At 40.2% G+C, this 26,480-nt stretch carries 26 protein-coding genes; 10 read left to right on the top strand and 16 right to left on the bottom strand.

Going from position 1 to position 26,480, the window contains the following annotated elements; translation table 11 throughout:
• The first annotated feature begins 22 nt into the window (after positions 1-22).
• Positions 23-1,018 carry a divergent polysaccharide deacetylase family protein gene (locus O7C57_RS00600; RefSeq protein WP_269723497.1) on the top strand — a complete coding sequence of 332 codons (996 nt, stop codon included), beginning with the start codon at positions 23-25 and terminating at the stop codon, positions 1,016-1,018.
• A 44-nt stretch (positions 1,019-1,062) separates the two neighbouring features.
• Here the strand turns inward: O7C57_RS00600 and tdh are convergent, their stop codons facing one another.
• Entirely contained in the window at positions 1,063-2,091 is a 1,029-nt protein-coding gene (gene tdh, locus O7C57_RS00595; protein ID WP_269723496.1) for an L-threonine 3-dehydrogenase, read from the bottom strand.
• Between the two features lie 29 nt (positions 2,092-2,120).
• On the bottom strand, positions 2,121-3,317 hold the full coding sequence (locus O7C57_RS00590) for a glycine C-acetyltransferase (RefSeq protein ID WP_154624178.1): 1,197 nt from the start codon (positions 3,315-3,317) through the stop codon (positions 2,121-2,123).
• A 354-nt stretch (positions 3,318-3,671) separates the two neighbouring features.
• Between O7C57_RS00590 and rfaD the strand changes: the two genes are divergently transcribed.
• The 3 genes from rfaD to rfaC are packed head-to-tail and all read left to right on the top strand — an operon-like array spanning position 3,672 to position 6,629.
• Complete coding sequence (rfaD, locus tag O7C57_RS00585; RefSeq protein ID WP_154624179.1) at positions 3,672-4,610, top strand: ADP-glyceromanno-heptose 6-epimerase; 939 nt, start codon at positions 3,672-3,674, stop codon at positions 4,608-4,610.
• A gap of 10 nt (positions 4,611-4,620) precedes the next feature.
• Entirely contained in the window at positions 4,621-5,667 is a 1,047-nt protein-coding gene (rfaF, locus tag O7C57_RS00580; RefSeq protein ID WP_196714184.1) for an ADP-heptose--LPS heptosyltransferase RfaF, read from the top strand.
• Complete coding sequence (gene rfaC / locus O7C57_RS00575) at positions 5,667-6,629, top strand: lipopolysaccharide heptosyltransferase RfaC (protein ID WP_154624181.1); 963 nt, start codon at positions 5,667-5,669, stop codon at positions 6,627-6,629. The genes rfaF and rfaC overlap by 1 nt, the downstream gene beginning before the upstream one ends.
• Positions 6,630-6,704: 75 nt before the next feature.
• Here rfaC and O7C57_RS00570 read toward each other — a convergent pair whose 3' ends face one another.
• The gene (locus tag O7C57_RS00570) at positions 6,705-8,171 is read right to left on the bottom strand and encodes an ArnT family glycosyltransferase (protein WP_154624182.1); all 1,467 of its coding nucleotides are present in this window, start codon (positions 8,169-8,171) and stop codon (positions 6,705-6,707) included.
• 208 nt (positions 8,172-8,379) lie between these two features.
• Positions 8,380-9,657: a lipid IV(A) 3-deoxy-D-manno-octulosonic acid transferase gene (gene waaA, locus O7C57_RS00565; protein ID WP_154624183.1), complete on the bottom strand. Its 1,278-nt coding sequence runs from the start codon at positions 9,655-9,657 to the stop codon at positions 8,380-8,382.
• Between the two features lie 215 nt (positions 9,658-9,872).
• On the opposite strand from waaA, the gene coaD reads away from it, so the two are divergent.
• Complete coding sequence (coaD, locus tag O7C57_RS00560) at positions 9,873-10,358, top strand: pantetheine-phosphate adenylyltransferase (RefSeq protein WP_247047210.1); 486 nt, start codon at positions 9,873-9,875, stop codon at positions 10,356-10,358.
• Position 10,359: 1 nt separating this feature from the next.
• On the opposite strand, the gene mutM is transcribed toward coaD, so the two are convergent.
• Complete coding sequence (gene mutM, locus O7C57_RS00555) at positions 10,360-11,169, bottom strand: bifunctional DNA-formamidopyrimidine glycosylase/DNA-(apurinic or apyrimidinic site) lyase (protein WP_154624185.1); 810 nt, start codon at positions 11,167-11,169, stop codon at positions 10,360-10,362.
• Between the two features lie 204 nt (positions 11,170-11,373).
• On the opposite strand from mutM, the gene O7C57_RS00550 reads away from it, so the two are divergent.
• A complete protein-coding gene (locus O7C57_RS00550; RefSeq protein WP_249999526.1) occupies positions 11,374-12,612 on the top strand; it encodes an O-antigen ligase family protein in 1,239 nt (412 codons plus the stop codon).
• 31 nt (positions 12,613-12,643) lie between these two features.
• Here the strand turns inward: O7C57_RS00550 and O7C57_RS00545 are convergent, their stop codons facing one another.
• The 9 genes from O7C57_RS00545 to radC all read right to left on the bottom strand — a co-directional run bounded on the left by O7C57_RS00545 (position 12,644) and on the right by radC (position 20,675).
• Positions 12,644-13,624, bottom strand: coding sequence for a glycosyltransferase (locus tag O7C57_RS00545; RefSeq protein ID WP_269723495.1), 981 nt, complete (start codon positions 13,622-13,624; stop codon positions 12,644-12,646).
• Between the two features lie 421 nt (positions 13,625-14,045).
• Positions 14,046-15,071: a glycosyltransferase family 8 protein gene (locus O7C57_RS00540; protein ID WP_269723494.1), complete on the bottom strand. Its 1,026-nt coding sequence runs from the start codon at positions 15,069-15,071 to the stop codon at positions 14,046-14,048.
• A 58-nt stretch (positions 15,072-15,129) separates the two neighbouring features.
• Positions 15,130-16,137 (bottom strand): glycosyltransferase, encoded by a 1,008-nt coding sequence (locus O7C57_RS00535; RefSeq protein WP_163863407.1) that lies wholly within the window; start codon positions 16,135-16,137, stop codon positions 15,130-15,132.
• Positions 16,138-16,161: 24 nt separating this feature from the next.
• The gene (gene rfaP / locus O7C57_RS00530) at positions 16,162-16,959 is read right to left on the bottom strand and encodes a lipopolysaccharide core heptose(I) kinase RfaP (RefSeq protein WP_154622537.1); all 798 of its coding nucleotides are present in this window, start codon (positions 16,957-16,959) and stop codon (positions 16,162-16,164) included.
• Entirely contained in the window at positions 16,952-18,076 is a 1,125-nt protein-coding gene (locus tag O7C57_RS00525) for a glycosyltransferase family 4 protein (protein WP_154622536.1), read from the bottom strand. Before O7C57_RS00525 ends, rfaP begins: the two co-directional genes overlap by 8 nt.
• Before the next feature lies 1 nt (position 18,077).
• Positions 18,078-19,142 (bottom strand): lipopolysaccharide core heptosyltransferase RfaQ, encoded by a 1,065-nt coding sequence (gene rfaQ / locus O7C57_RS00520; RefSeq protein WP_269723493.1) that lies wholly within the window; start codon positions 19,140-19,142, stop codon positions 18,078-18,080.
• 197 nt (positions 19,143-19,339) lie between these two features.
• Entirely contained in the window at positions 19,340-19,507 is a 168-nt protein-coding gene (gene rpmG, locus O7C57_RS00515; protein WP_004924244.1) for a 50S ribosomal protein L33, read from the bottom strand.
• 11 nt (positions 19,508-19,518) lie between these two features.
• Positions 19,519-19,755, bottom strand: a complete 237-nt coding sequence (rpmB, locus tag O7C57_RS00510) for a 50S ribosomal protein L28 (protein ID WP_004924239.1) — start codon at positions 19,753-19,755, stop codon at positions 19,519-19,521.
• A gap of 251 nt (positions 19,756-20,006) precedes the next feature.
• A complete protein-coding gene (gene radC / locus O7C57_RS00505; protein WP_163863676.1) occupies positions 20,007-20,675 on the bottom strand; it encodes a RadC family protein in 669 nt (222 codons plus the stop codon).
• A gap of 180 nt (positions 20,676-20,855) precedes the next feature.
• On the opposite strand from radC, the gene coaBC reads away from it, so the two are divergent.
• From coaBC to slmA, 3 genes are all read left to right on the top strand, one after another.
• Entirely contained in the window at positions 20,856-22,061 is a 1,206-nt protein-coding gene (gene coaBC / locus O7C57_RS00500; RefSeq protein WP_154622534.1) for a bifunctional phosphopantothenoylcysteine decarboxylase/phosphopantothenate--cysteine ligase CoaBC, read from the top strand.
• Positions 22,048-22,503, top strand: a complete 456-nt coding sequence (dut, locus tag O7C57_RS00495) for a dUTP diphosphatase (protein WP_154622533.1) — start codon at positions 22,048-22,050, stop codon at positions 22,501-22,503. Before coaBC ends, dut begins: the two co-directional genes overlap by 14 nt.
• 595 nt (positions 22,504-23,098) lie before the next feature.
• Positions 23,099-23,698 (top strand): nucleoid occlusion factor SlmA, encoded by a 600-nt coding sequence (slmA, locus tag O7C57_RS00490; protein ID WP_154622532.1) that lies wholly within the window; start codon positions 23,099-23,101, stop codon positions 23,696-23,698.
• A 229-nt stretch (positions 23,699-23,927) separates the two neighbouring features.
• Here slmA and pyrE read toward each other — a convergent pair whose 3' ends face one another.
• Positions 23,928-24,569 carry an orotate phosphoribosyltransferase gene (pyrE, locus tag O7C57_RS00485; RefSeq protein WP_154622531.1) on the bottom strand — a complete coding sequence of 214 codons (642 nt, stop codon included), beginning with the start codon at positions 24,567-24,569 and terminating at the stop codon, positions 23,928-23,930.
• Between the two features lie 122 nt (positions 24,570-24,691).
• Complete coding sequence (gene rph, locus O7C57_RS00480; RefSeq protein ID WP_154622540.1) at positions 24,692-25,405, bottom strand: ribonuclease PH; 714 nt, start codon at positions 25,403-25,405, stop codon at positions 24,692-24,694.
• A gap of 122 nt (positions 25,406-25,527) precedes the next feature.
• Here rph and O7C57_RS00475 point away from each other — a divergent pair, with 122 nt between their 5' ends.
• Positions 25,528-26,391 (top strand): YicC/YloC family endoribonuclease, encoded by an 864-nt coding sequence (locus tag O7C57_RS00475; RefSeq protein ID WP_154622530.1) that lies wholly within the window; start codon positions 25,528-25,530, stop codon positions 26,389-26,391.
• Positions 26,392-26,480 lie beyond the last annotated feature (89 nt).

Genomic DNA, 26,480 nt, shown 5'->3' with positions numbered 1-26,480 from the left:
GCAAACAGTTAGGAAGATAATTATGTTAAAACACCGGCCTTTTAAGCGACTCATTGGGTTATCTCTATTGATAATGAGTCTTCAGGCTAGTGCAGCACAATTGGCGATAGTCATTGATGATTTTGGCTATCGCACCAAAGAAGATAACCAAATATTGGCACTGCCAACGCCAATCACCATTGCCATCCTACCTGATTCACCTCATGGGCAGCTCGTTGCGAACAAAGCGCATCAACAAGGGCGAGAAATTTTGATCCACATGCCGATGAAGCCACTTAGTCAGCAACCTTTAGAAAAAAATACGCTTGCCCCCTCAATGAGCGCAGAAGAGGTTGACCGTATTATTCAACGGGCGATAAGTAAAGTTCCTCATGCCACAGGCATGAATAATCATATGGGCAGTGAGATGACTTCCAGCCTGCCAGGTATGCGTAATGTCATGCGTTCACTTTCCCGCTCAAATTTTTTCTTTTTAGACAGCGTGACGATTGGCAATACCCAAGTTGCGAAAGCCGCTAAAGAATTTGGCGTTCCCACCGTCCGACGTCATCTATTTCTTGATAACCATCAATCTGAAGAAGAGACACGGACGCAGCTGAATAAAGCGGTTGCCTACGCGCGTAAACACGGTAATGCCATTGCAATTGGCCATCCACACCCATCCACCGTACGGGCATTGCAGAAATTTTTACCCCAACTACCCAGCGATATTGAGTTAGTTAACGTCAGCACCCTATTAAATCGTGCTCAGCAGCCTCAAGAGCAACAACCACTTAAAATGCAACCTGAAGAGCCTAAGCAGTCGTCAAAAGACTCACCTAACGGCACGCAAACCACGCCACCAGCCCCTGTTGAAATTGGCATTTGTGAATTTGAGCTACCGAACAACACCTCGGCAACTCAACTTGAAGGCATCCATTTTTTGATGTTTGTTGTTGAATCCATTTATCAAGATAAAACGTTACGGCCTCTATTATCAAATAAAAAGCCGTCACTGTTTACCCAACAAAAACCTTAATCATCCTGCCAGTTGCTTACACACACTAGCCACTGGCATTTTTATCATTTATCCCAATTCAATATCACTTTACCTGATTGCCCCGAACGCATGATATCAAAGCCTTGCTGGAAATCATCGATAGCAAATTGATGAGTAATCATTGGAGTGAGATCTAGACCAGACTGTACTAACGTTGCCATCTTATACCAAGTTTCAAACATCTCTCGACCGTAGATGCCTTTGATAAAGAGTCCCTTAAAGATCACTTTTCCCCAGTCAATGGCCATTTCAGAAGAGGGAATACCTAATAATGCAATACGACCACCGTGATTCATCGTATCTAACATCGTATGAAATGCCGCGGGAGAACCAGAAACCTCTAAAGCAACATCAAAGCCTTCTTGCATACCCAACTCTTTCATCACATCTTGTAGATTTTCTCGCCCGACATTCACGGCTCGAGTAACGCCCATTTTTTTCGCTAAGTCCAGTCGATAGTCATTGATGTCAGTGATCACGACATGTCGAGCTCCAACGTGTCGGCAGACGGCTGCGGCCATAATACCTATTGGCCCCGCCCCCGAAACCAGCACATCTTCCCCGACTAAATCAAACGATAATGCTGTATGCACTGCGTTGCCAAAAGGATCAAATATCGCGGCAATTTCATCCGGAATATTATCGGGGATTTTAAAGGTATTGAATGCTGGCAGTACAAGGTATTCAGCAAAACAGCCAGGGCGATTCACGCCGACACCTATCGTGTTACGGCATAAATGGGTACGCCCTCCCCGACAATTACGGCAATGTCCACAAGTGATATGCCCTTCACCTGAAACGCGGTCACCAATTTTAAAGCCCTTAACCTCCTGTCCTATTTCAACAATTTCCCCAACATATTCATGACCGACGACCATAGGTACAGGAATGGTCTTTTGTGACCACTCATCCCAATTATAGATATGCACATCCGTACCACAGATTGCAGTTTTACGGATTTTAATCATCACATCATTGTGCCCGAGTTCCGGTTTTGGAACATCTGTCATCCATATACCTGGTTCTGCTTTTAATTTGGACAGTGCTTTCATAGAACGGCCTTATTTATATTTAGTTACCATTAAGAAATGACATTCAGTTTTTTACCAATACGCGTAAATGCATCAACAACTCGTAAAATATCGTCCTCTGTATGCGCCGCAGACATTTGTGTACGAATACGTGCTTGCCCTTGAGGAACAACAGGATAGAAGAATCCCGTAACATAAATCCCTTCTTCCAGTAGCTCATTCGCAAAAACTTGCGCCAGCGCCGCATCCCCTAACATCACAGGGATAATGGCATGATCCGCGCCAGCAAGGGTGAAACCCGCTTCAGTCATTTTTTCACGAAATAGTGTCGCGTTGTGCCATAACCGCTCACGTAGCTCATCCCCCTCACTCATCATATCGATGACTTTAATCGAGGCTGCAACGATAGCGGGTGCTAATGAGTTGGAAAATAAGTAGGGACGAGAGCGTTGGCGTAACCACTCAACGACTTCTTTTTTTGCCGCGGTATAGCCGCCAGAAGCCCCGCCAAGTGCTTTCCCCAGCGTCCCTGTAATAATGTCTACTCGCCCCATCACATCACAATATTCATGGGTGCCTCGACCATTTTTACCAACAAAACCAACAGCATGGGAGTCATCTACCATGACAAGTGCTTGGAATTCATCAGCGAGGTCACAGATAGCTTTCAGATCAGCAATCACGCCATCCATTGAGAACACACCATCTGTCGCAATCAAGATATGGCGTGCCCCCGATGCTTTAGCTTCCTCTAGACAACGTCGTAGTTCCGCCATGTTATTATTAGAATAACGATAGCGTTTTGCCTTACACAGGCGTATTCCATCGATGATGGATGCATGGTTTAACGCATCGGAAATGACAGCGTCTTCAGGGCCTAATAAGGTTTCAAACAATCCCCCATTCGCATCGAAACAAGAGGAATAGAGAATGGCATCCTCCATACCTAAGAAATCGGCTAATTTTTTCTCAAGTTGTTTATGACTATCTTGTGTTCCACAAATAAAGCGGACAGATGCCATACCGAAACCGTGGCTATCCATCCCCTGCTTTGCCGCTTCGATAAGTTCAGGATGATTCGCTAAGCCAAGGTAATTATTCGCACAAAAATTGATAACGTGTTGACCACCAACGATTTCAATGTCAGAACCTTGTGATGACGTTATTATCCGTTCATGCTTGAATAAACCTTCGGATTCCGTTTGCACTAATTGTTCTTTAATCTGCTGATAAAATAACTCTGACATAACTTATTCCTGTTATAATTCAATTTTTAGAGTTTAATCATAGATACTAGAACTCGCGACAGCTACAGCATAAATAAATCAAGTTTGTAGCCAAGATCACGCTCATTAGCCTATAAAAAATGTCACTTCTAGAATGTTTGTCTATTCGTTATGGTGTCGTCAGCGCAGAGAAATGCTATACTCGTCATACTTCAAGTTGCAGCGTTGTTGACTTCATTCATTCACACGAGTCGCATACTTATATATGCGCCTAGCGACCCATTCACTTATCGCCTAGCTGCACCTCGAAACATTTAGAGTAAATTATGGATAGATTCATGTTCCATATGTCATTAACCACTTGAGGTACACCCGATGATCATTGTCACTGGCGGAGCTGGTTTTATTGGTAGCAATATTGTAAAAGCATTAAACGATGCAGGTCGTACAGACATCCTAGTCGTAGATAACCTGAAAGATGGAACTAAATTCGCCAATCTTGTTGACCTCGATATTGCTGATTATATTGATAAAGAAGATTTTATTGCCGGTATTATGGCTGGTGATGACTTTGGTGATATCGATGTGGTCTTCCATGAAGGTGCTTGCTCATCCACGACAGAGTGGGATGGTAAGTATATGATGGATAACAATTACCAATATTCAAAAGAGTTACTGCACTTTTGTCTAGAGCGTGAAATTCCTTTCCTTTATGCTTCCTCCGCAGCCACTTATGGCGGCCGCAGTGATAACTTCATCGAAGAACGTGAGTTTGAGAAACCACTTAATGTTTATGGTTACTCTAAGTTCCTGTTTGACCAATATGTACGTGAAATTTTACCTGAAGCACAATCACAGGTCTGTGGCTTTCGCTATTTCAACGTATATGGCCCCCGTGAAAACCATAAAGGCAGCATGGCAAGTGTTGCCTTCCATCTAAATAAACAGATTAATGAAGGGCAGCAACCAAAACTCTTTGAAGGTAGCGATGGTTTTCGCCGTGACTTTATTTATGTTGGTGATGTGGCAGCCGTTAATTTATGGTTCTGGCAGAATAATGTTTCTGGGATCTTTAACTGTGGAACAGGCCGTGCGGAATCATTCCAAGCGGTGGCAGATGCCGTAACACACTTCCATAATGACAAAAATGTTGCTATTGAATACATTGAATTCCCAGAAAAACTCAAAGGCCGCTATCAGAGCTTCACACAAGCGGATATGACTAAATTACGTGCGGCTGGCTACAAAGCCCCCTTCAAAACGGTTGCTGAAGGTGTTGCCGAATATATGCAATGGCTGAATAAAGAAGACTAATACATACTTTATGAAAATATTGGTGATCGGCCCCTCTTGGGTAGGGGATATGATGATGTCACAGAGCCTATATCGCACAATCAAGGCTCAATATCCTCAAGCACAAATTGATGTGATGGCTCCGCAATGGTGCCGTCCACTATTAGCCAAAATGCCCGAGGTCAATGCAGCCATCCCAATGCCATTAGGTCATGGTACGCTCGCTATCGGTGAGCGTCGCCAGCTTGGTCTTAGTCTACGCCATAATGGTTATGACCAAGCGATTGTTCTCCCTAATTCCTTTAAATCTGCGCTCGTGCCTTTCTTTGCTAAAATTGCTAAACGGACCGGCTGGCGTGGTGAGATGCGTTATGGATTACTCAATGACCTACGTATATTAGATAAGAGCGCATTTCCATTAATGGTACAGCGCTATGTAGCATTGGCTTATGATAAGCACACTATTCATAGTGCAGCAGATATTCCTGAGCCTATTTTGTGGCCCAAACTTGTCGTTAACGAACAAGAAGTTACCGATGCGATGAATGTTTTTAGCATCGATACAACGCGCCCCATCATTGGCTTTTGCCCCGGCGCCGAATTTGGCCCGGCAAAACGCTGGCCCCATTATCATTATGCCGCCCTCGCTGAACAACTGATCAGTGAAAAAGGCTATCAAGTTCTCTTATTTGGCTCACAAAAAGATCATGATGTAGGCGAAGAAATTCGCGCAAGCCTAACAGACAGTGCCAACGAACATTGCAGTAACCTTGCGGGAAAAACATCTTTAGAGCAAGCTGTCAGCCTTATTGCCAGTTGCCAAGCGGTTATTAGTAATGATTCCGGATTAATGCATATCGCCGCTGCATTAGGTAAACCACTTGTCGCACTCTATGGCCCGAGTAGCCCCGATTTTACACCTCCACTATCCCATCAAGCAGAAGTGATTCGTTTAATCAGTGGCTACCATAAAGTCCGTAAAGGTGATGGGGAAAGTGGCTATCACCAAAGCTTAATTGATATTCAACCGCAATTAGTGATTGAGGCATTAGCGCGATTACACATAGGTGTCGATTAATGCGTGTACTGTTAGTTAAAACCTCATCGATGGGCGATGTTTTACACTCCCTACCGGCATTAACGGATGCACAACTGGCCTTCCCAGAGATTCAATTTGACTGGGTAGTAGAAGAAGGCTTTGCCCAGATCCCAACATGGCACAGCGCCGTTCATCAAGTGATCCCTGTCTCCATTCGTCGTTGGCGTAAGAATTGGTTCTCTGCGCCAATCCGAGCCGAACGTGCTCAATTTCGCCAGCAGCTTACCGCGACGCATTATGATGCCATTATTGATGCACAAGGCTTATTAAAAAGCGCATTTCTGGTCACTCGCCTCGCAGATGGTCCGAAACATGGCTATGATCGCCATAGTATTCGGGAACCAATTGCCAGTTTTTTTTACGACTATAAATATCAAATCAGTAAGCAACAACACGCAGTAGAGCGTATTCGCCAACTATTTGCCGCAAGCCTTGGCTATGATTGCCCCAACACACAAGGTGACTACGCAATCGCTCAACATTTTTTACATGCACCGACGGTCACAACTGATGATTACGTCGTATTTTTGCATTCAACGACCCGTGATGATAAACACTGGCCTGAAAGCCACTGGCGGGAACTTATTGCATTAATGGCGGAAAGTGGTTTAAGAATAAAGCTGCCATGGGGTGCTGAACATGAACGCCAAAGAGCATTACGCCTCGCGGATGGATTTAATTTTGTCGACGTTTTGCCTAAATTAACCTTAGCGGAAGTGGCTCTACAGATTGCTAATGCGAAGGCGGTCGTCTCTGTTGATACAGGTCTTAGCCATTTAACCGCGGCCTTAGATAAACCAAATTTCACCCTATTCGGCCCAACAGACCCTGGGTTAATTGGTGGTTACGGTTTAGAGCAACATGAAATTAAGTCGGATAAACACACGATGGACACTATTGAAGCGGCTACTGTCTTTGCTCAATTAAAAGACTCTCTTTAATCCGTTTACTGCTTATTATGAGCCATCATCGCTTAGTGTAAAAAAATAAGCGGCAATATCGCCGCTTATTGTCGTTTATTTGGATTTCTCAGGAGCAATAAAGCCAAAACACATGGTTTCAGGTTCGGCATCCGGCTCAGAGCGGTAAATAACATCTTCTTTTTCTATCCTGAACTGTGGCCAATATTTACGAACTTTATCAAAGTTTTCATGAGCACAATCATCATACTTACGCCCCAATAAGATAGCGCCATGCTGGCGAATTTCTTCTTCGGTAATGCCACGGTTATACACATTTGGCGGCATATGATGCTCAAGAGTCCAAGGCTGGATCACATGTGGTCTATCTTTAGCATAAATAATAAACCATTGGTGTAAGTTATCTTCCCCTCCAACATATTTTAAGGGAACCCCATAACGTTGATACCAACGCTCTTCACCTTCTGCAATCAGCGTTTTTACACCAATAAACTTTTGGCCCGCCCCTCGGATATTTGCGGCCTGCACAATGCAGTAGCCTAACAAAACAACGACACCAAAAATGGCTAAGCCAATGAGTGGTTTTCTTAACGACTTCGTTGGCATAACCGTTATCGAACCAATAAATAACGGAGCACAGGCCGCCATAAAGGGTTGTAGCCACTCAGTAATACGACCACCATCATGGAAGGAAAACCAACCATAAATAACGATAAGAGGGAAAAGGACTAAAAAATTTGCCATTCGATTCGCCAGAGTTTTTGGCCAACCTAATTTCCCACCGCAACAATACAAAATAATTGCCGCAATAATTAAAGGATAAAATACGCTTAACGCGGCTTGGGTCGTATGTAAATTAAAACCTGGGTCTATCTGTGAATCTACCCACTTAAAGGCAGAAAAATCACTGGCCATTAGCCAAAAGAAGTTAGGTAGTACAATGGCGAACCAAAGGGCTATCGCTAAATAGAAAACAGGATAGCGATAACTTTGACGAACTTGCTTAACGAATAACGTCAAGAGAAATACTGAGCCTACAAGTGATAACGTGGAGTATTTACCCATTGTCGCTAACCCAGCACATAGCGCGAATAACAGCCACCATGTTGGGTTTTCATAAACAGCACGTAGGAAGAAATAGATTATCCAAGCCCAGAAAGTGACTAAAATATAGTTATCATTATAAGGGATGATATCAAAATTAATGACACCCGATAAATTCAACATGAGCATCGCGAACCACGCTAAATCACGACGTTCTGTTAAATAATAGGCTAATTTCCAAACGCCTAATAAACCGAAGGCAATACCGACAAAATGAATAAAGTACCAATAAAAGCTGTAGGATATACCTAAGTGGATAGCTGGCCACATAAGTGCACCAACAAACCAAGGATTTTTAGGTGATCCCCACTCCCCATTCATCCCCCAGTTAACGGCCTCTACCGTATCATAAGGTACAGTGGGGTCTAAATAGAAACTGGCTAAAATCCATGCAACCGCATAGCCAATGACCCATAAATAAACATATTTGTTTGATGTTGATTGATTGATTGTTGGCATACTGTCTTAAATAATCAAGTAAAGGTACCCACCATCTATTCAGCCCTTTTATAACTTACAGAAACATAAGGCGAATAGTCGTAATGGAAATTAAACGGCAGATTCTACTATAGTTTATAGTGAATAATAAGAAGAGTAGACAAATAGTCATTATCTATTGTCGTTTTATTCAAGTTAAAAAATTCTGAATTAAAGATAATGACTAAAATTATTGTTCTCTAGGAGGTAAATAAGGCTGTAACAGCTTGAGCAACCGTTGTAATGCGCCTTGATTTTCATGCAATACTTCTGCTGCATGACGCCCATAATACAAACGATAATCTTCGTCTGATAAAAGACTTGTCACGGCTTGTGTCATCGAATCACTGTCAGTCACCGTGATTAGGCCATCCGCTTGCTTTAACTTTCCACAAATATCTTTAAAGTTAAATGTATGTGGCCCCATTAATACAGGTAATGCATGAGCGGCTGCCTCAAGGGGATTATGTCCACCGGTTTCCACAAGGCTGCCACCGACAAACGCCAAATCCGCAATTCCATACAGCAACATCAATTCGCCCATCGTATCGCCGATCACGACTTGTGTCTCTGCGGTAGGAACAATCCCCTCACTGCGCCGGATGAATTTTAGTCCTGCTTTACGTGTCAACTCTTCCGCTTTGCTAAAACGTTCAGGATGACGAGGCACTAAAATTAATAATAAATCAGGGAACTGGGTAAGTAGCTGTTGGTGGGCATCTAAAACAATGGCTTCCTCACCTTCGTGAGTACTCGTTGCGATCCAAACGGGCCGATGTGCTGCCCATTGCCGACGTAATGTGACTGCACGAACAGCAAGTTCCGGTGTCACCGAAATATCAAACTTCAAGCTCCCCGTCACATTCAATTGCACCCGTCTTAAACCAAGCTTAATGAAGCGTTCCCCATCTTCTTGATGTTGTGCTGCTACCATCGTGACATTCCGCAACATACGCTTCACGAAACTACCCAGTTTTTGGTAACCCGCGGCAGAACGTTCTGATAACCGTGCGTTAGCAATCACTAATGGAATTTGTCGGCGATTAAGCTGATTAATCATATTAGGCCATAATTCCGTTTCCATAATGATGACCAGCTTAGGATCAACGTGGTTGAGGAAACGGCGCATCGAGCCAGGAAGGTCATAAGGGAGATAAACATGATAAACATCATCACCAAATGCGGATACCACACGTTCAGAACCCGTTGGGGTCATCGTTGTCACTGTTATTGGTAATGATGGGTAGTGATGTCGTAGTGCTCTTACTAAAGGCACAGCAGCAAGTGTTTCACCAACAGAGACGGAATGTAACAGAATACCACCTGGCGCAACTTTACCGGCGCAAAAGCCATAGCGTTCTCCCCAGCGTTTACGATACGCGGGAGCCTTGCGACCTCGCACTAATAGACGAATCCAAATGAGTGGTTGGATAAGATAAAGCAGTACCTGATATAAACGCAATAACATTCGATCTGATTCACTTACTAAAATTGGCGCTATCTTAACATAAACCTTTTATGAAAGTGTGCAGAATATGCACCTAAAAATAGACTTGAAATTAACTTAAGCGGCTATTCGTGAGTTGCAACTCCCCTTAATAGTCGATAATGTTGATGATATGCACATATTACTTAATTTAAATTCATATAAATAAGTATTAATAAACAACGAGATAACAATTTATGAAACACAAAGCGATTTACCCTGGCACCTTTGACCCCATAACATCAGGCCATATTGATATTGTTTCTCGTGCAGCAGCAATGTTTGACCATGTGTTACTCGCCATCGCCAATAGCCAACGCAAAAGCCCTATGTTTACCCTTGAAGAACGCGTGGAACTTGCGCAAAACGTTACCGCACATTTAGATAACGTAGAAGTCGTTGGCTTCTCAGAGCTCATGGCTAACTTCGCACAAAAGCATGGTGCCAACATCTTGATCCGTGGCGTTCGCTCAGTCGCTGATTTCGAATATGAATGGCAACTCGCCAATATGAACCGCCATTTTGTGCCTGAATTAGAAACGGTATTTCTACTTCCTTCACAAAGCTTGTCGTTCGTTTCATCATCACTGATCAAAGATGTTGCTCTTCATGATGGTGATATCTCTTCTTTCCTACCACCGCTCGTTGCAGAAGCGATGCTAAAAAAACTCAATAAAATTTAAATTATTTTTGGCATTGAGGGCAATAAAAAGTACTGCGTTGACCTTGTTTGATACTCATAATCGGCGTCCCGCACATCAAACAAGGTTCCCCTTTTTTACCATAAACAAATAATTCTTGAGCAAAGTAACCAGGCTTACCATCAGACTGTAAAAAGTCTTTCAACGTTGTTCCACCTTGTTCAATGGAACGCCGCAATACTTTCTTAATTTGTGTAACCAAACCCTCTGATTGCTCAAGCGTTAATGTATTCGTGATTTTTTCTGGCGAAATACCTGCCGCAAATAGCGCTTCATTCGCATAAATATTCCCCACCCCGACGACCACCTTGTTATCCATCAGCCAAGGCTTGATAGCAATTTTTCGTTTTGCTGCCTGCTCAAATAAATATTGAGCATTAAACTCATCCGAAAGAGGTTCAGGCCCTAAATGTGCCAAGACAGAGCTCGTCGCAAGGTCGTCACACCATAACCAAGCCCCGAAGCGTCTCGGGTCGGTATAACGCAAAACCTTGCCATCCTTTAATACTAAATCAATATGGTCATGCTTTTCTTCAGGCAACTCTTCTAACAAAATGCGTAAGCTGCCCGACATACCGAGATGAATGACTATCCAACCTTGTCGTAGTTCAATTAATAGATATTTCGCACGCCTTTGAACGCTTAAAATAACCTCATCAGATAAACTTTTGATCTGTTCTGAAACAGGCCAACGTAAACGGCCATTACGCACTACGGCATATTGGATAATATTACCGACGAGATGAGGCTCTATGCCTCTGCGGCTGGTTTCAACCTCGGGTAGCTCTGGCATGAATAGATCCTTAAACAGCGATATGATTAATATCAAAATCAAAATACCTTAAACGAACTGACCATGTTAACCCACTGATCAACTGGACATTCAAGTATATGATAAATACAATTCGCCTATTAGCAATCAAAGATCCGTTATCTAACACAATATCGTCACTTTTGATCACCGACAAAAATCTGACAGCAATCGATAGGCAAACTTGTGAATATAAAAAACTATATTATTAGTCAATTTCCTTTTTTATTAGTTTCCCTTGTCATATTGGGTATGTTTACAAATGATACTCAAGGCGTGTTAAATATTTCTGCTGTCTTACTCTTTCTCTATACTGTCTATACCATTATTAAAAATAAAATAAATATCAAAGATGACCTTATTCAGTTAGTTAGAGGACGAAAAGTATTCTTTTTATTTAGCTTATGGTGTATTTTATGCGCGATATTTTTTACTTACTCTCAATTTACACTAGAAGCGCTGAAAGAATTTTTCAATGACTGGCGCTATGTCATTATCATTACGTTATTTTTAATCGCATTCAGAAATAACGAATCAAAATCAATAAAAACAATAAGTTATGCCTTGATTGCTACTTTGGCATTTACTCTTTTTATATCTCCAATATTAAAACAATTTAAAGATAGTGACTTACCTCTATTTTTACAGCTTAGGTATGGTTTTGCTCACTATACAACATTGCTTTTTCCATTTACCTTCGCTGCCTTATTTATTTTTAAAAATAATCTATTAAAAGTAGCAATGTTTATTTTATCCATTTTTGCATTTTGTTTTTTACTTTATACTGGTAGTCGTGGAGGCGTACTTGCTGTAGTTATTGAAACATTAATTATTTTATTTTTGTTTTCTCAAAGTATTAAAAAATTTACTTTATACATTGTTATTTTTGCCATTGCCTCTTTAAGTGTTACAACCATCGCTTATACCACCATTCCTCAAGTAAAAAATAAGATAAACCAAACTCTAGACGCAAAAAACATTTCATCAGGTAGAGACAAAATTGTGATGACACGTTTCCCTATTTTTATGAATCAAACTAAAAATATTCTATTTGGTGTTGGGTATGGTTCTGTCTCTTACAACCAGTATCTGAATGATAATAATGCAGAAAGATTTCGTGGTGGCGGAAAATTTTCACAACGCAAAAATGAATATGTACATAATAATGATGACCCATTTTTCTTAAACATCTTATATAATGTAGGTTTAGGTGGGTTGCTGTTATTTATTATTGCTTATGTTATTAACTTAAAAGATTTAATGAGAAATATAAAATCGCAAAAAAATATTTTAAATGTGGGTATCTTTGCCTCCTCTATTGGCTATTTTTTAATCTACTGCCTCTTTGAATTTATATTTTTAGATATTTTCTTCCTATACAATATTTTCGTTGCTATCTTAATTAACCAAAAGCGCATCCATTAGTCATATTCATGCTGACAATGTCAGCATGATATCAATGAAATATTTTCTTGTTTATATATTCAACTGTTGCTAATAAAAATTGAAAAAACTTTCTATTTTTTCTTAGATGTGATTTTTTGCGAGATAATTGCTTGTAATTTTCGGCTTTGAGCAAGGGAATATTCTTCCAAGGCGAATTCTGTCGTGCAATATCAAAAAACTGATACTCTTTATAGAAAATAGCCCATTCATGAAATGGCTTAGTTAAACCAACAAAGTGAATAAAAACAACATCATTTGGTATATTATTAGTGCTTCTTTTGCTAGTAATATACCAATCTAAAGAAAACATAAAGTTGAAATTTTCACTTATATTAACCAGTTTATCATTTAATAAAATATTCAATGCATCCTGATCTGGATGAGTAAAATTATTATTTTTTACTAATTCAATAACTCTGTTGGGTATGTCTGCTTTCACCATTTCCTGAATCGACATATATAAAAACCCAGAGTTAAAGTATTTGCTCATATCCATAGGCAACTGTTTCTTTTCACTGCAAAATTTATCTTTTACAGCATAAAGGTAAACATGCTCATTAAATTCTAATGTTTTTAGATATGCGAGATTGCCTTTACAAATAATATCCGCATCTAAATACAATAATTTATCGATTGATTGAGACAGATAATCAATAATCACTAATCTAAAGTAGATGGCGTGGCTCCAAGCTGGTGATGGCAATGGTAAGCGTTTAAATTCTTGGATGTCGATCAGATAAACCGTGATTTTATGGTAACTATTTGCAATTAACTGCTGAAAAAGATTCTCGTCAACTAAGCTATCAACTAAAATATGGAAATGAAAATGCGTCTCTTTATTGTTAAGGAGTATCGAAGAGATTGATGTACCAATACCGTAGAGGAACTTTTCATCAACCCCATAAGCAATATGAAAATACGCTTTATCACCATCACTAGCTTTGCTACCACTTATTTCAACTAGAGATTTGATCATTTCATGGCTTAACATTTTGTTGACCTTACTGAATATTATTATTCGATACCTGTTTTGTAACCGGAAGACTGTTTTTATTTTCAGTCCAAATCAAACAACTACAGAACATACAAAAATTCTATCATAACCTAGTATCTATTCATAATATTCTGAAAATATATAAATCGAAATGTTAACATCTACAATAATATTGATATACGATAAAAATCAAGACATTATGATGCTACCTTAACTCAATCGAACGCATTCAATATGCTTCCCTATCCAGCATATCAATTATTATCCCTTTCACAGAGGCAAAATTTGTGAACACTATGCATAAACAATGCCTATCATTCACTTTTGAGTAATAAGGGTACCCTTCATTCTCACGACAGACAGTGACTAAGGAAGGATTAATAAACTTCACAGTAAAAACCATTTATTTAGCATATTACTATTTTTTATTTCGAAAAACTTTCATCAACAAGTATTGGATTCCACACAGACAGCCAGCAACAATCTTTTTTTGTTTCAATAAGTGCTTATATTCTTTTTTTCTTTCAACAAATTTACTTGCTGATTTTAAATCATTTTTACACCATGGCGACTGCTCAAGAGCGATATAAAAAGGCTTAGCAGACGGGTAGTTTGCCCAAGTATGCCATGGCTTAGTGATCCCTGTATAATGTATCAACGTGGTATTATCCGTGATCACCTGTTGATATTTTTTATGGCTTCGATCATATAGCTCATTCTTTAAGGTATAAATAGTATTAAAACGCTGATTAAGCTGAACTTGGTTATCCACCAGAATCAAATTTAACACATCCTGGTCAGGGTATTTATAACGTTGCTTTGCATCCGGTGCAGATAATAGTGCTAAACAACGTTTAGTCACTTCATGTTCTTGCCATTTTTTTAAATTAATAAACATCACGCCTGAATTAAAGTACCGTGTACTTAATTCAGGTACACCCAACCTTGACCCACTTTTGCTTCTCACCATTTCACTATCAAGAACAACACCACAAATAACTTGGCTAAGAATATTGGCATCTAAATTTAGTTCACTATGACATACTACATCTGCATCGAGATATAGTGCATAATCATAATGAAAAGCTAAATAATCAAGCGCGATCAGCCTAAAATACATTGCTGATGACCAAACGTCACAGGCAGGTAATTTCTCTAAAAAATCGTGATTCAGTTTATACACAATTATTTGTGTTGAAAATTGTTCAGCAATCCATTTTAATTTATCAACAAAATTAGGATTTATCGTATCCAAAAAAAAGTGGAATCTAAAAGATGTACTAGGATTATTAATTAACAAAGATACTGCTGAAACTCCTGCTCCAAACTGGTAGTTTTCATCTGAGCCATAAACGATATTAAGGCATTTTTCATTTAAGTCTTCATCACTATCGTTTAAAACATATCTCTCAGTCACTATGTCATGGATATTAAAATTCATCATTTATCTCCAATAATAAAATATTGTTTTATGCTACTTTTCACTAAAACGTAAATGTTAATTATTTACTAAGCTTAGATAATAAGTACCTAAAATGGAGAAGAAATCCAAATAGATAGTGGCCTTGATTGATATTATGCTTCGCACAATAACGTAAATGGTTGCTACTTTTAGCCTTTAATAATGGTACTTTATTCCAAGGTGACGCTGATCGAGCATCAGAGAAAGGCTTGGCTGTTTCATAAGTAGCCCATTCGTGCCAAGGTTTCGTTGGTCCAACATAGTGAATAAAAATAGTGTTTTGAGTAACAGGATAGTGAAATTGATCTTTTAACTCATAATTTAAGCTAAATTGTGTATTATAAACAGCATCCAAATAAATGACTTTATCTGCTAATAATATATTTAATACATCTTGGTCAGGATAACTAATCTTATGATTAATATTCGTATCCATAAGCAATGACATTGATTTTTTTGTAACCTGATTTTCTTTCCAAGCGGCTAAATTTACATACATCACACCACTATTAAAATAGCCAGCGGATACTTCGGGGAAACCTAACGTTTGAGCCCGTTTTTTCCACCAATTTTCATCCCTTTCAGTAACAACCGCAGCCACTTTATTTTGTAAGTCTAACTGAGTCAGCCCTTCAATCGAATTATTACAAATAACATCAGCATCTAAATACAATAGATAATCTATTTTATTGATAAAGTATTCGGCAACAATAAATCGAAAATAGATGGCATGCGTCCAATTCTTAGTCGTCGGAAGTGTTTTTATACTACTAGAATTAATTATATAGAGGGTGATTTGTACATTATAGTCGTCACTGAGCTCCCTAAACAGAGCTAAATCCGCATCACTAATTGAATCGTCTATAAATACATGAAAAGAAAAATTGGTATGCTCATTGTGCATCAACAACGAGGCAATAGATACGCCACAGCCATATAAAAAATGATGATCAATGCCATAGGCGACATGAAAATAAGATGAAATATCTAAGTCTGACACACCGAGCGGGATAACTTGTTGTATCATTTTATCAAATTCAACGACCATATAAGACCCCAACAAATTGTTTATCTATAAACCACGGCGCTTTGTACGCTCTTGGATTTTTTTTGCTTTGCTTCCCGCTTTGAGTATCAAAGCCTGTTCTTCTTTTAAAATATCTCGTAAAGGCAAATCAAAGTAAACCTTCATAAAACGGAAAATATCTCTGCTTGTTAGGCCGATATTTAATGAAGAAAAGTATAACCCAATAAGGTCTTTATCACGCCAACGTATTGGAACCTTTTTTCTGAGTTGTGCTCGATGTAAATCTATCACCGAGATTTTCAAGTCCTGCTCTTCACCTGAAAAAGGCAAGTGTAGTAAAAAATGGCAAATATAACAGTCGCGGTGATTTATACCAACGGCGTGCATTTTACGTACCATTTGAGCAACACGGCGAATAATCAATTGTTTGACTGTAAAATCAGGCGCTAGGCTTGACCAATTGGCACAGTAATCTTCCAAACTGATCGTTGGCGTTAAATCTTTCGTAATAATAAAGGAATGTCGACGTAGCGGGTTCATCCCCTTTTGCCCAAATGCACGACCATCCATCGTATCCACACCCGCTTTTGTTAGCCGATGTATCGCGTTCCATTCCCTATCAGCACCCAATACTGGTAACCTTAATGAAAACAGGTTTTTTAACACCTCTTTTAAACTTGTACCATAATGGATTTTGATAAAATAGCTCTCTCCACCAAGCTCAAAGCGCAATGTTTTGCGGCTTTCTAGCTGACGAAACACCTCACCTTCTAACTGCTCAGTTTCCACAAAAGGATCTTTATTTTTCCATAGCTCACTAAAAGGTGTTTTAAGTTCAATCATCTAGATGTCCTAAAATAATATCAGCCGCTTTTTCAGGTAAACTATATAAGTCCTCTGTATCCGCAAAATGCCGCGCCTTTTCTGCCCAATTTTTTAATTGTTGTTTATTTTGCAGACTTTCTGAAAGCGCGGAATCTAACGTTTTTTGCTCAAATGGTTCACGGATCACCATGCCGCATTGAGCATCAGCAATAAATGAGGCATAACCACAAACTTCCGTAACAATAATAGGTAAACCTGCTGTTATAGCCTCCAGTAACACAATACCCGCGGCTTCTTGGTATGCTGGATGCATTAAAATATCTGCCGCTGCCATTAGCTCAGCAACGTCATTACGCCCACTAAAAAAGGAGACTTGTTGACCTATGCCCAGTGTATTGGCTAGACGCTGATATTTTTCAGGTTTATCCTGCCCAACAACCATTAATCGCGTATTTTTCTTAATCTCTTCAGGCAATGCAGCCATTGCTCTTAAGGTTCTATCGACTCCTTTACGCTTAAAGTCGGAACCAACCTGCAATAACAAATACGCTGACGGAGGTATCTGATTTTTTTCTCGATAAATTTGCCGTGCATTGGGGATCTGCTTATCGTATTTTCTATCTTGCGCAATACCCGGCGGTAGCATATAAAAACGCGATGCTTCTGTAGCATAATGTTTTTTAAAATGTGCAATTTGATGAGGAGTCAGCATTAATAATTTGGTAGGTTTTCCTACTTGAAATACGGCCTTTTCAAACGTTGCATAATGCTTATAACGGGGAGTTAGCCTATAAAAAAAACCTTTTTCATTAGCGACTTTTTCTGCATAACAAACGTCCGCCGCATAATATACATCTAGGCCAGGCATTTTATTGAAACCAATAATACGGTCTACTGGATATTGTTTGATATGAGCGTGCACCCACTCACAATATTGTGCATTACGTCCATGATTGGTTTTCGATGTGACTGGTACAATCATAATTTCAAAACCAGCGGGTTTCTCACCATGCCAAGATTGAGTATAAACGCGGATATGATGCCCTCTTGCCTGACACGCTAACGCAATACGTAAGAAATCACGTTGTAAACCACCAAACGGAAAATACTTGTACAGACAAAATGCCAAAATCATATTAGAACCTTGTCATTATTGAACGAATATTCATCGGCAACATTTTTTCTGTTGCCTTGATAACGTCAGATGCAGGAATGATAGAAAGGTATTTTTTATTTCTATCGAGTTTCTCGCGTGGTGGCATAGCTTCATAGTCACCCGCCCAGAATTGCACTACGTTTTCACTCCACGGACGCCAGAATACATGGTTGGTTGCACCGAACAAACAAACTATGGGTGTTTTGACCGCTGCTGCAATGTGCATTGGGGCAGAATCTACACCGATAAATAACGCAGAGTGGGCAATGAGTGCACCAAGTTCAGGAAATGTCGTTTTACCCGCCAACTCAGTGATGGGCCTAGTGTGGCAATGGGATGCAATATTTTCAACACAATCAAGGTCATCTTGACTTGGCCCAGAAGTCAATACCACTTGGTAACCACGGGATTGCAACGCATCAATGACTTCCGCAAATTTTTCATCATCCCAACACTTAAATATCTGCCGTGCCGTTGGCTGGATGACGACATAGCTGCTATGAACACCAAGTTCCAATAGCTGCTGATCGATCTTTTTCCAATCTTGCTCTGCATATGACATCGTTAAATCTGTTTTAAGGTTATTGATTTTTAACGGTTCAAGAACAGAAAGATTGTTCATAACAACGTGTTCACCGTGAGGTGCAGTCAAATGAGTAAAGCTATTATGCCAAAACGTCGACTCTCGATGAGCAAATTTATGTGAAATTTTTACCTGAGCAGGGATAGCCCGCACAAGCACTGATATCATCCATTGGTCTGCAAGATTTACAACCAAATCATACCTATTACGACGTAATTTTAATAACAAATTGACAAAGTTACAGGCTTTACTGAGCCCATTAGCCTTCTTACCTTTAATTCCATACAAGGCATGGATTTCCCTATTTTCAGACAAAATAGGGATCGTATCTTGATAAAGTAACACGTCAATCTCGGCATCAGGATAGTTTTGCTTTAATGTACTGATCACAGGCGTAGTCAGTAGCATATCCCCATGAAACCGCATCTTGATAACAAGAATTTTTTTAAACTGTTTTTTCACCAGACACTCTTAATGATATCTATACGCAAAATGACATAGTTCTTTGACAAAAACTAACACTATTAATTCAATCAAGAACGAACATGTTACTACTTTAGGAATAATCGATATAGCCTTGAATGCGTATAAGTATAGTTTTTTGATTTTGAAAATAAAAAACCCAGCCAAAGCTGGGTTTTTTAATAAGAAAACAAAAATTATTTAATTTTCGCTTCTTTGTAGATCACATGCTTACGAACAACTGGATCGAATTTTTTCATTTCCAGTTTTTCAGGCATAGTGCGCTTGTTCTTCGTCGTGGTATAGAAGTGACCAGTACCTTCAGAAGAAACCAGCTTGATTTTCTCGCGAATACCTTTAGCCATTTTTTAGCTCCTTAGTACTTCTCACCGCGGGCACGCAGTTCAGCAAGAACAGCATCAATACCCTTTTTATCGATAATGCGCATGCCTTTAGCAGATACACGCAGCGTTACGAAACGTTTCTCAGACTCAACCCAGAAACGATGAGAGTGCAGGTTTGGCAAAAAACGACGCTTGGTCGCGTTTAATGCGTGTGAACGGTTGTTACCGCTCATTGGACGCTTGCCAGTAACTTGGCAGACTCGTGACATGTCTATTCTCCAAAAATCTAATCAGCTCGAGCTTTTTTGTTCTGGGTATGGCCGCCTCGTCAGGCTTAGGAGCCCATCTCAGCAAACTTTATTGACTGAAAAGAATGTTATCATCTTAGTAAAAAATTTACTGAGATAGGCTCTTCTCGCCAAACCCAAGATCCTCAAAGGTGGCGTAGTATACGCTTTCAATCGTTCTCACTCAAGCCCAATGCGGCAAAAGTTGTCATTTTTTAGTCAAAAAAATGCTTTTACAACCACCCTCGTTCAAGAAATGAAACACAATTTTTATGTCCAACAACAAAATGGTCAAGCAATTTAATTCCCACTAAGCTACAAGCATCTTTAATACGAAAAGTCACTTGTTTATCCGCTTCGCTAGGCTCTGCATTGCCTGATGGGTGATTATGCGCCAAGATGACCGCACTTGCATTCATTTTCATGGCATAACGAATAATTTCTCTGGGATGAACCTCTACCCGATTGATAGTTCCTTTAAAGAGTTCTTCATAACTAATAATTTGATGTTGATTGTTTAAAAAGAGTACCACAAAAACTTCTCTTTCTTGCCCAGCAAACAATTCAAGTAATCGTATTTTTAAATGGTTAGGTTCAGAGATCACATCTTCATATAAAAATTGTTCAGTAAAAAAACGCCGTGCGATCTCACTAATCGCCTGAAATTGAGAGAATTTACAAACACCGACACCTTTGCATTTTGCTAGCTTTGTGTAGTCAGACTGTAAGAGTAAGTATAAAGAGCCGAACTCTTTCAACAAACGCTCCGCAAGTTGTAAAACGGATTCGCCTTGGCTACCCGTTCGTAAAAAAATAGCCAATAACTCTGCATCCGTCAGCGTTGCGGCACCATACGCCAATATTTTCTCCCTTGGCTTTAAGCTCTCTTCATGCTCCATTATCACCCCCTTATGCCCCTTGCTGCTTCTCTTTCTATACATAGGCGGTAACGACAACAACACATCAATTGTTGATTTGCGTAACGCTTCGCAAAAAACAAAAGGGTGATGATATATACAGTACTCTCGCTGACACTTCTGATATGATAATATGCTCTTCACGATGATTAGATGGATAAAACGATGGCACAGCTATTAGGTAAAAAAATAGTCCTCGGCATAAGTGGTGGTATTGCCGCATATAAAATTCCTGAGCTCACTCGTCGCTTACGTGATGAGGGTGCTATAGTCCGCGTTGTTATGACTCATGGGGCAAAAGCCTTTATTACACCTTTAACATTGCAGGCGGTTTCTGGTCATCCCGTTTCTGACGATTTACTCGACCCAGCGGCGGAAGCAGCAATGGGCCATATTGAGCTCGCTAAATGGGCCGATATCATCATATTAGCGCCAGCTACAGCAGATTTAATTGCTCGAATAAGTGCTGGTATGGCGAATGATTTATTGACCACCATTTGTTTAGCTTCGGCTGCGCCGCTTGCGGTTGTTCCTGCCATGAATCAACAAATGTATCGAGCAACGGCGACACAAGAAAATTTAATCAAACTGAAACAACGTCAATGTATGATTTGGGGGCCAGATGATGGCAGCCAAGCCTGCGGTGACATCGGCCCAGGAAGAATGCTCGATCCATTAGAGATTGTACGTTTTACCTGTGAACACTTCCGTTCTCGAACTGACTTACAAAATCGAAAAATTATGATTACGGCAGGGCCTACCCGTGAAGATTTAGACCCAGTCCGCTTTATTAGTAATCACAGCTCAGGAAAAATGGGGTTCGCTATTGCTGAAGCAGCCAGTCAACGTGGTGCACAAGTGACTTTAATTGCAGGCCCAGTGACTTTAGCGACACCGGCAGGAGTCACGCGAATTGATGTTATCAGTGCTCTCGATATGTACGAAAAAGTGCACCAAACTATCACTGAGCAAGATATCTTTATCGGTTGTGCGGCTGTCGCTGACTACCGTGCAAAAACAATTGCGGAAAATAAAATTAAAAAACAGGGTGATGAAGTTGCCATTACATTAGTCAAAAATCCTGATATTGTTGCCAGTGTTGGCCAATTAGCACAACATCGCCCTTATGTGGTTGGATTTGCAGCCGAAACCCAGAATGTGGAAGAATACGCACGTCAGAAACGCCAACAAAAACAGTTAGACCTAATTTGTGCGAATGATGTTTCGCTCGCTGATAATGGTTTTAACAGTGATAACAATGCACTGCATATTTTTGATGCTTTTGGCGACACCCGTTTACCACACAGTAGTAAACTTGAATTAAGCCACCGTTTATTAGACGAGATACTTCAACGTTATGAAAAAAATTGATCTGAAAATTCTTGATCCCCGTATTGGTAACGAGTTTCCTTTACCAACTTATGCAACGACTGGCTCAGCGGGATTAGATCTGCGTGCTTGCCTTGATGCACCAATCGATTTAGCGCCGGGTCAAACAGAGTTAATCCCTACTGGCCTCGCGATTCATATCGCTGATGAGCAGCTAGCAGCAGTCATCCTACCGCGTTCCGGTCTTGGCCATAAACATGGTGTTGTACTTGGTAATTTAGTTGGATTGATTGACTCTGACTATCAAGGGCAATTGATGGTGTCTGTATGGAACAGAGGCAACCAGACATTTACCATTGAACCGGGCGAACGAATGGCCCAAATGGTTTTCGTTCCAGTCGTTCAAGCTGAATTTAATATTGTCGATGACTTTGATGCGACAGAACGAGGCGCTGGAGGCTTCGGACATTCAGGACGTCAATAAATTTGCTTACTCCTAATTCTTAGCTTTACTGATAATACCAAATCCATATTTCATGATGGAATAACAAATAAACTTATCAGTGAGTTTAGCGAAAAATAGACGGTATCATTTTAGTACGACAGTTTAGTTGCTTTAAAGGGTATTTTGTTGGTAGCGATATGTTTATCTAAACGAGGTATACGTCCTAACAGACCCTATCTCGAAACTGACAACAATAGCAATTCGTGAAATATAGACTGTTATTTTGTCAGCTTTTTAAGATAAATTGATGGCTTAGCCTACTAGCTCCCCTCTTTATGATTTAACTGAGGAGCTAATACGCTAAGTCGCGCAAGGGGCAAGTAAGGTTCCATTGATAAAAAGTTCGCGGGCAAGAAACTCGTCCCTCGAAGGCTGAAAATGGTCACTTTACATGCCACATGCAAGGTCACAAATATATACCATCTAACGATACAACAAGCATATGCCCTTTTAAGCCAGCCGAACTTCATCGATATCGTGCTCTTTTATCTACTTTTTGCCCTTTATTTTCTATTTACTCGGGGCAAAATTTTAGATAGTTTGTTTTGCTGTTTTAGCAGGGGTCTTATCAGACATGGCAGAAAAAGCGATAACAAAAAAACGCAACAGACGTGAAGAGATTTTGCAGTCTCTGGCGCTGATGTTAGAAAGTAGTGATGGTAGTCAACGAATTACAACTGCAAAGCTTGCAGCAACTGTAGGAGTATCTGAAGCTGCACTTTATCGTCATTTTCCGAGTAAAACGAAAATGTTCGATAGCTTAATTGAGTTTATCGAGGACTCTTTAGTTTCGCGTATCAATCTTATCCTAAGCGATGAGAAAGATACGCTAACTCGCATTAAACTGATTTTAGCCCTTATTTTAGGCTTTTCAGAGAAAAACCCAGGGCTGACCCGTATTATGACCGGCCACGCCCTGATGTTTGAGCAAGATAGGCTGCAAGGTCGTATAAACCAATTATTTGAACGAATAGAGTCACAATTACGCCAAGTATTAAAAGAGAAAAAAATACGAGATGGGCATGGTTTTCTGCATGATGAATCCCTTCTTGCAAGCCAACTGCTCGCATTTTGTGAAGGGATGTTGTCGCGTTTTGTACGTTCAGAATTCCGTTATCGACCCACAGTAGAATTTGAATCACGCTGGCCTTTAATTTTAGCTCAGTTACAATAACAGATTAAACAACTACTCACCCCGCCCACATTCTTTGGGCGAGGGCTTTTTTCTTTATTTACCTGTTTCTTGATTACCTTAGGGTAAACAAGCTCAAATCCAGGACATGATGAATGCCATTCATCTGTGCAGCTCCTCATCATTGTAGGATGACTAGCCCAAATCCCTCTTATCTGACTTTCATCTAAAAAGTGATTACCCTGAATAAGAAGACAACAGCTGATTAACCTCAAATACCATACTGCTGACGATAAGCTTGCATCGCGATGAGATGTTGTTGCATATCTTCTCGTTCAGCGAGGTAAGCAATCAAGTCGCTCATCGTAATAATTGAATAAACTTTGCAGTGATAATCGCGTTCAACTTCCTGTACCGCCGAGATCTCACCTTTGCCTTTTTCTTGACGATCAAGACAGAGAAGGACGCCATTAAGTGTCGCATTTTGCTGTTTAATAATTTCCATCGATTCACGAATTGCCGTACCCGCTGTAATAACATCATCGACAACCACCACACGCCCCTGTAGTGGAGAACCCACTAATGTGCCACCTTCACCATGATCCTTGGCTTCTTTACGGTTAAAGCAGTATGGCATATCAATATTATGATGTTCAGCAAGTGCAACTGCTGTCGTCGTTGCTATTGGGATCCCCTTATAAGCAGGCCCAAACAAAACATCACATTCGATTGCACTTTCTTTGAGAGCTTGCGCGTAGAATCGACCAACCAGTGCCAGATCACGCCCCGTATTAAACAGCCCAGCATTAAAGAAATAGGGGCTTTTACGGCCTGATTTCAGCGTAAACTCACCAAATTTAAGCACCTGTTTTTTCATGGCAAGCTCTATAAATTCGCGCTGATAGGCTTTCATGGGTCAATCTCCTCAATATTTAATGTCAATATATTTAATACGATGATACACATACTGGTGAGCTCGAAAAAATCACCAGCCATAAAAAAGGCGACTATTTCAGCCGCCTATTAAAAATATTCTTATTTCAACGCTTCTCGTTGAGCTTCAAAAATAGATTCTAGTCCCGTTTTTGCTAATGCAAGTAACGACAATAGCTCTTCATGGCTAAATGGTTCGCCTTCGGCAGTTCCCTGAACCTCTATCATACGACCATCATCCATCATAACGACGTTCATATCGGTCTCAGCCGCAGAGTCCTCAACATATTCAAGGTCACATACAGCTTCATTATTCACAATTCCTACAGAGACTGCGGCTACCATCGATTTTAAAGGGCTCGCCGTCAATTTACCTTGTTCAACCATTTTATTAAGTGCATCGACTAACGCAACGCAAGCCCCTGAAATAGCTGCTGTACGAGTACCACCATCTGCTTGTATCACATCACAATCTAACGTAATGGTATATTCGCCTAACTTTTTCAAATCAACCGCTGCGCGTAAAGATCGTGCGATTAGACGTTGGATTTCCATTGTACGCCCAGTCTGCTTACCTTTTGCCGCTTCACGTTGATTACGCGAATTTGTTGCTCGAGGTAGCATGCCATATTCTGCTGTCACCCAGCCTTGGCCTTGACCTTTTAAAAAACGAGGCACTCCCTCTTCGACAGTTGCATTGCATAACACCTTAGTGTCGCCAAACTCAATAAGAACAGAGCCTTCCGCATGCTTAGTATAGTTGCGTGATATTTTAATCGGACGCATTTGGTCTGCCATTCTGCCTTCTGGACGCATGGTGTTATCTCCATTTTCAACTAAATTGCCGCGCATTATACGTCCTTAAAACGATAATGCCTATCATGACATCACTCATAGCGTTATAATCCCTCTTATATTCATTTTGATAGGAACGAATTATGATCCGTAGTATGACCGCTTTTGCCCGCCGTGATATCAAGGGTGAATGGGGGAGTGCGGCCTGGGAGCTGCGTTCCGTTAACCAACGCTATCTAGAAACCTATATCCGCTTACCAGAACAATTACGAAGTCTTGAGCCAGTGGTTCGTGAACGCATTCGTGCTCGCCTGACTCGAGGCAAAGTTGAATGTAATTTACGTTTTGAATTAGATGGAGCAAATCGAGGAGAATTAATCCTTAACGAAAATTTAGCTCGTCAAATTATTAGTGCGGCTAACTGGGTAAAAAATTACAGTCATGAAGGCGAAATTAATCCATTAGAAATTCTACGTTGGCCTGGCGTTATGTCAGCGGGCGAGCAGGATTTAGATGCGATCAGCGAGCAGCTGTTAGCAGGGCTTGATGAGACATTAGATGCATTTATTCAAAGCCGAGAAGCTGAAGGCGCTGCGTTACACGCTCTTATCGAACAACGTCTGGATGCAGTACTGGTTGAAGTTGCAAAAGTCCGTCAGCATATGCCCGAAATTTTGCAATGGCAGCGTGAGCGCCTACAAACCAAATTAGAAGAAGCTGATATTCAAGTAGATAGCAACCGTTTAGAGCAAGAACTCATTTTATTAGCTCAACGTGTCGATGTCGCCGAAGAACTGGATCGGCTGGAAGCACACGTGAAAGAAACGCGTAATATTCTCAAGAAAAAAGAAGCCAATGGTCGACGCCTAGACTTTATGATGCAAGAGTTTAATCGTGAATCAAATACTCTCGCATCAAAATCTATCAATAGTGAAGTGACCAATTCAGCCGTTGAGCTCAAAGTGTTGATAGAACAAATGAGAGAACAAATTCAAAATATTGAATAACGCATTATAAAATATAAAGCCGGTTCATTCTCTATACCTAAATTTTTACTGGCTTTATATTTATCTTATATATGAATTCCAACCACTCT

Origin of the sequence: Providencia sp. 21OH12SH02B-Prov, from assembly GCF_027362595.1 — a bacterium.
Taxonomy (GTDB): Bacteria; Pseudomonadota; Gammaproteobacteria; order Enterobacterales; family Enterobacteriaceae; genus Providencia; species Providencia zhejiangensis.
This window is presented reverse-complemented; position numbering and strand designations above follow the sequence as displayed.